At 74.6% G+C, this 6,184-nt stretch carries 4 protein-coding genes; 3 read left to right on the forward strand and 1 reads right to left on the reverse strand.

The window, feature by feature from the left end; translation table 11 throughout:
* The first annotated feature begins 389 nt into the window (after positions 1-389).
* Genes C1A33_RS17595 through C1A33_RS17605 form a run of 3 tightly spaced genes read left to right on the forward strand, consistent with a single transcriptional unit; the run spans position 390 to position 5,448 of the window.
* Entirely contained in the window at positions 390-1,418 is a 1,029-nt protein-coding gene (locus C1A33_RS17595) for an AAA family ATPase (protein ID WP_101832566.1), read from the forward strand.
* Between the two features lie 8 nt (positions 1,419-1,426).
* Positions 1,427-2,755, forward strand: a complete 1,329-nt coding sequence (locus C1A33_RS17600; protein WP_101832567.1) for a DUF58 domain-containing protein — start codon at positions 1,427-1,429, stop codon at positions 2,753-2,755.
* Complete coding sequence (locus C1A33_RS17605) at positions 2,752-5,448, forward strand: transglutaminaseTgpA domain-containing protein (protein WP_101832568.1); 2,697 nt, start codon at positions 2,752-2,754, stop codon at positions 5,446-5,448. The genes C1A33_RS17600 and C1A33_RS17605 overlap by 4 nt, the downstream gene beginning before the upstream one ends.
* 106 nt (positions 5,449-5,554) lie before the next feature.
* Here C1A33_RS17605 and C1A33_RS17610 read toward each other — a convergent pair whose 3' ends face one another.
* Entirely contained in the window at positions 5,555-5,965 is a 411-nt protein-coding gene (locus tag C1A33_RS17610; RefSeq protein WP_101832569.1) for a DUF3040 domain-containing protein, read from the reverse strand.
* Positions 5,966-6,184 lie beyond the last annotated feature (219 nt).

Raw genomic sequence — 6,184 nt, forward strand, 5'->3', positions numbered from 1 at the left:
CCCCACACCCCCTCAACACCCCGCGTCACCCCACCGAAACCACTCCGCCATCTGCCGCGCGCGATGCCCACAGTGTCCGTGGTATAAACCGCTCGAAATAGGTAAAAAGGTCTCGTGCCGGACAGGCGAAATCCCCGGTACCAGACGCGGGACCGACACCTGTGAGGGAGACATCACCCCGTCGAGGCATCATCGCCGGGGCGGTTCACGGCATGTTTCCTTGACCACCGTGGCCTACGCACCCTCCACGGATGTCACACTCGGGAGGGACGGACCGCTCCACGGGACCGGACCCAAGGGACGAGGCCCCACCAGGCCCGGCTCCGCTCAGCCCGACGCCCAGCCCGGCGTCGTGGCCCGACGATCGACACCCGGAGGGGGGCCCACTGGTGGTGACCGACCCAGGTCTGCTCCACTGGCGTGACCCGGTGGCCGACATCGGTCATCTCACCACCATCGCCGACCGGGTCCGGGAGTCGGTCGAGACGGTCATCGACGGCAAGGTCGACGCGATCAACACCGCGCTCGTCGTGCTGCTCTCCGAGGGCCATCTGCTCATCGAGGACGTGCCGGGCGTCGGCAAGACCATGCTCGCCAAGGCGCTGGCCCGCTCCATCGACGCCCGGGTGCGCCGCATCCAGTTCACCCCGGACCTGCTCCCCAGCGACGTCACCGGTGTCAGCGTCTACAACCAGGGCACCCGGGACTTCGAGTTCCGCCCCGGCCCGGTGTTCGCGAACATCGTCGTCGGCGACGAGATCAACCGGGCCGAGCCCAAGGCGCAGTCGGCGCTGCTGGAGTGCATGGAGGAGCACCAGGTCACGGTCGACGGGGTGACCTACCGCCTCGAGTCGCCGTTCATGGTCATCGCCACCCAGAACCCGGTGGAGATGGAGGGCACCCGGGCGCTGCCCGAGGCCCAGCGTGACCGGTTCACCGCGCGGATCTCGATGGGCTACCCGTCGCCCGCCGCCGAGATGGCGATGCTCGACAGCCACGGCAACGCCAACCCGCTGTCGGGCATCTCCCCGGTCACCGACGCGGCGGAGATCGCCGGCCTCATCTCGCTGGTACGTACCGTGCACGTCTCCCCCGAGGTGCGCCAGTACATCGTCGACCTGGTCGGCGGCACCCGGACCCATCCCGACATCGCGCTGGGCGCCTCCCCGCGCGCGGCGCTGCACCTCATCCGGGCCGCGCGGGCGCGGGCGGCGCTCGAACAGCGGGCCTTCGTGCTGCCCGACGACGTCCAGGAGATGGCCGTCCCGGTCATGGCCCACCGCCTGCTGCTGCACCCGGAGATCATGCTGTCCGGGGAGCCGACCACCGACCTCGCCGCCCGCATCCTCACCGACGTCCTGCACCGGATCCCGATCCCGCGGCCCGGCGGGGCACGCCCGCTCCGGCACGGCCGTTAGAGATCGGTGTGCGGGATTTCGTCGCGGCGCTGCGTGGGCTGACGATCCGCGGCCGGTCGTTCCTGGCCGCCGGGGCCGCCTGCGCCGTGTCCGCGCTGGTCCTGGGCGAGCAGGATCTGCTGCGGATCGGGCTGCTGATCGCCGGCCTGCCGGTCCTGGCGGCCGCGGTCGTCTCCCGGACCCGCTATCGGCTGTCCTGCACCCGGCGGCTGGAGCCGCGCCGGGTCACCGCTGGTGACCGCGTCAGCGTGCGCATCCAGCTGGAGAACGTCAGCCGCTCGCCGTCGTCCGTGCTGCTGGTGGAGGACACCGCGGGCGCCGGCCTCGGCGGCGGCGCCCGGTTCGTGCTCGACCGGATCGAGCCGGGCGGGCGGCGCGACCTGTCCTACGCGCTGCGTGCCACGGCCCGCGGCCGCTACCAGATCGGCCCGATGGCGATCCGCATCGGTGACCCGTTCGGCCTGTGCGAGGTGTCGCGCAGCTTCCGCAGCCTGGACGAGCTGATCGTCGCCCCGGCGATCGAGCGGCTGCCGGCGACCCGCCCCCGCGGGTCGGCCAGCCTCAACGCCGACCAGCGCCGGGTCAGCGGCCTCGTCGGCGTGGACGAGACCACCACCCGCCCCTACCGCTCCGGCGACGACCTGCGCAAGGTGCACTGGAAGACGACCGCCCGCTCCGGTGAGCTGATGGTCCGCCGCGAGGAGCACCCGCAGACCAGCGCGGCCTCGATCCTGCTCGACACCCGGGCGCTGGCCTGGCCCGGTGGGCCGGGGGCGGACGCGTTCGAATGGGCGGTCAGCGCCGTCGGCGCGGTCGGGCTGCATCTGGTCCGCGGCGGGTACAAGGTGCGCCTGGTCACCGACCGCGGCCCGGTCACCTCCATCGCCGGCACGACCGTGGGCGGCCTGCTCGACGAACTGTCCGTGCTGCTGCCGGCGGACGTCCCCTCGTTACAGCCGGCGCTCACCGCGCTGCGCCGGCCCGCCGGCGGCGGGGACGCGGGTGGGATGGTCGTCGCGGTGCTCGGGCGGGCCGAGGCGGGCCTGACGAGCGCCCTCATCGGGCTGCGCGGGTCCGGCGCCCCCGCGGTCGCCATCCTCGTCGACATCACCACCTGGGGCGACGCGCCGCCGAGCGCGGCCACCGACCTCGCCGCGGCCCGCACCGCGCTGGCCCGGGCCGGCTGGGCGGTCGTGATCGCCCAGCAGGGCACGAGCCTTGCCACGGTCTGGCCGCGGGTGGCGGCCATGGCCGGGCGCGCCGGCGCCGCCGGTCCCGCCGCCGCGGCCCGCGCCACCGCCGGCGCCGGCGCCGAGTTCGGGCGGGGGGGCGGATGAACACCCGGTTGGTGCCCACCACCGTGGCGACGATCGCCTGCCTGCTGTCCACCAGTGCCCTGTCCCGGCTGTTCGACGGGACGGCCTGGTGGTTCGTGCCGGTGCTGATCGCCGTCGTCGTCGCCGTCGGGACCGCGACGGCCGGCCGGCTGTTGCGGCTGCCGACCGCCGCCGGCCTGCTGCTCAGCCTCGCCGGCCTGCTCGTCGTGGTGACCGTGCTGTGCGCGCGCAGCACGGCGCTGTTCGGGGTGGTGCCGACCAGCGGGACGGTGCGCACGCTGCGGGAGCTCATCTCCGCCGGCAGCTCGGACATCTCCCGGCTGGCCACGCCGGTGCCGCACCGCCCCGGCGTGGTCGTGCTGACCGTCACCGGCATCTACCTCACGGCGATGCTCGTCGACCTGATCGTGGTGACGCTCGACCGCCCGACATTCGGCGGCCTGCCGCTGCTCGCCCTGTACGCGGTGTCGGCGGCGATCCTGCCCGGCGGCGTGGGGCCGGTGCCGTTTCTGCTGGGCGCGGTGAGCTTCATCGCCCTGCTGATGCTCGACGGCCGGCTCGCCTTCGGCCGCTGGGGCCGCACCGTGTCCGACGGGGCCGAGCGGCGCGAGGGCGAGGCGTTCGGCGGCCGAGTGACGGTGAACGCCCTCGGCGTCGCGCTCGCCGCGCTCGTCGTCGCGGTCACGGTGCCGATGGGCGTGCCGTCGCTGGACGGCGAGGGCCTCGTGTCCCGCAAGGGCGGCTACGGCGCCGGGGACGGCCCGAGCTCGGCGAGCGTCGTGCAGCCGATCGTCTCGGTCAGCCAGCAGCTGCACGCCAGCAACGAGGTGCCGTTGCTGAACGTGCGCGAGGACACTCCCCACTACCTTCGGCTGACCGCGCTGGAGAACTTCGACGGGCAGCTGTTCACCCTGCGGGCGCTCAACGCGACCCGGGACAACCGCATCAGCGAGGGCCTGCCCAAGCCGCGCCTCGGCGGCGGCACCGTCACGACCAGCGCGTCCATCTCGGTGACCAGCCGCTTCAACGAGCTCTACCTGCCCGTCCCCGGTGTCCCGACGAGGGTCAGGGGCCTGGTCGGCGACTGGCGGCTCGCCACCCCGACCGGCACGATCTTCTCCACCCGTACCTCCACCTCGGGGGCGAAATACCAGGTCGACGCGGTCGTACCGAACCCGACCCGGCAGGAGCTGCAGGCATCCAGCGGGCCGGTCCCCGACGAGCTCGCCGTCGACACCGCGCTGCCCGCCGACCTCGACCCGCGGCTGCGCCAGCTCGTCGCCACCGTCACCCGCGGCGCCCGCACCCCGTACGAGAAGATCTACGCGATCCAGGAGTACCTGCGCGGCCCGCTGTTCACCTACGATCTGCGCGGCGCGCCGACCACCCAGGAAGGCGCCCTCTCCGAGTTCCTGTTCGACACCCGCACCGGGTACTGCGAGCAGTTCGCCTCGGCGATGACGGTGATGGTCCGGATGCTCGGCGCCGCCGCCCGCGTCGCGATCGGGTTCGTGCCCGGCGAGCGGCAGGCCGACGGCAGCTACCTCGTCACGAACCGGCAGGCACACGCCTGGCCGGAGGTGTGGTTCCCGAACGTCGGCTGGGTGAGCTTCGAGCCGACCCGCCGGGCCGACGGGGCGACCACCGCGCCCTCGTATGCCCCCGCCGGGGTGGACGACCCCGACGGCGCGGCCGCCTCCCAGGGGCCCGAGCTGCCGGCCACCCCCCAGCCGGACCCGGCGGGTGGCCCGGTTCCCGTGCCCAGCGCGGCGCCCACCCCCAGCGCCGCCGCGGGCTCCTCGGCCCCGCAGGCCGGCAAGCCGGCCTCCGCGGCGCCCGGGGGCCTGCCGATGTGGGTGTTCGCGCTGCTGGTGGCGACGCCCTTCCTGCTGCTCGGGCTGGCCACGCCCGCGATCATCCGGGTCCGGCGCCGCCGCGCCCGGCTGCGGCCCGGGCGCCACGGCCCCGGGGCGGTGGCGGGCGGCGACCCCGGCGGGACCAGCGGCGATGATCAGGCGGGGGCCGTCGCCCAGGTGCACGAGGCCTGGGCCGAGCTGCTCGACGTCGCCGCGGACCTCGGGGTGACCATTCGGACGAGCGACTCGCCCCGAGCCGGCGTCGCCCGGCTGACCGCGTACCTGGACGCCGAGCCGCCGGGCGCCGACCGCCCGGCGGCTCGCGGCGCCGAGAACGACGGCCCGGAGGCCGGCGGGGACGGCGGCGCGTCGCCGACGTACCAGCCGGTGCGCGAGGCGTTCGGTCGGCTTGCCGCCGCGGAGGAGCGGGCCCGCTACGCACCGCCGGAGCTGGCCAGCCCGCCCCCGCCCGCCGAGGTGGCCAGGGACGTGGAGCTCGTCGCCGGGACGCTGTGGTCGGTCGCCCCCCGCGGGCGACGGATCATGGCCCGCCTCGTGCCGCCGTCGGTCTTCCGCCGCGGGGAACCAGGCGCGGCCGATGCCGTGACCGCCGTCGGTACCTCCCGGAGCACCGACCGTCACCGCTGGCTGCCCGTGGGCGGCCGCCGCACGTCAGTGGACGCCACCAACCGCCCGCCGAGCCTGTATCCCCCGGCGGAGCCCCGCTCGACGCGCCTCCGCCATCCGGGCAGCCAGAACGGCTCGTCCACCGGCACCCACCCGGACCACGCGCGCCCCGCCCTGTCCCAGTCCGGCCCGCGGGGTTCAGAGCCCTAGAGCCCGGCGGGGATCAGAGCCCCAGGCCACGCGTGGAACTGTGATCTTCCCGGCCCCTCGGCCCCGCGCATCCCGGCCAACGCCGGCACAGCGCCGGCCGCTGCGCTCAGGGGCGGTCTTCCCAGCGCCGCCGCCACCGCTCCTCGACCCGCTCCATGAACGGCGTTCTCGTCCGCGGGCGGGATCTGCCCGTGCGGGACCGCCCGCCCGGGCGGCGGCCGCCCACGTCCCGTCCGCTGATCCGGCGCAGGTCCGCGGCTCCTCGCAGCGCCGCGAACAACATCATCAGGAATCCGAGGATGCCCAGGATCACCGTCAGCGGCACCTGGTTGAGGACCACGCCGACGACCAGGACCACGAGCCCGAGCAGGAAGACGAACGCGCTGCGGAGCACACGTCGCCTCAGATAGGTGCGAGGGTCCGTCGACCGGACGGCACTGGCGAACTTCGGATCATCCTCGACGAGAGCGCGCTCGATCTGCTCCAGAAGGCGCTGCTCGTTCTCCGAGAGCGGCATCGACGCTCCTCCCACGACCGCAGGCCCGCAGGGACGGGCCTGACAACCAAGAATAGGCGTGCACGGGCAGGCGCGGTAGGCAACCCGTCATGCCGGTTGGAACCACGTCATTCCCCTCACCACCCCGCACCTGCCGTCCCGCGTGACGCGCCACCCCAAACGCCGGCGCGCCCCCGGTACCCCTCCTCTCCCGATGCCCGCCGCCACGCCGTTCATGCC

It is taken from the genome of Frankia canadensis, assembly GCF_900197875.1.
Taxonomy (GTDB): domain Bacteria; phylum Actinomycetota; class Actinomycetes; order Frankiales; family Frankiaceae; genus Frankia; species Frankia canadensis.

Bases quoted from the DNA above. Each gene is read 5' to 3' on its own strand.
- C1A33_RS17610 (WP_101832569.1), bottom strand. From the start codon at position 5,965: ATGCCGCTCTCGGAGAACGAGCAGCGCCTTCTGGAGCAGATCGAGCGC.
- C1A33_RS17605 (WP_101832568.1), top strand. From the start codon at position 2,752: ATGAACACCCGGTTGGTGCCCACCACCGTGGCGACGATCGCCTGCCTG.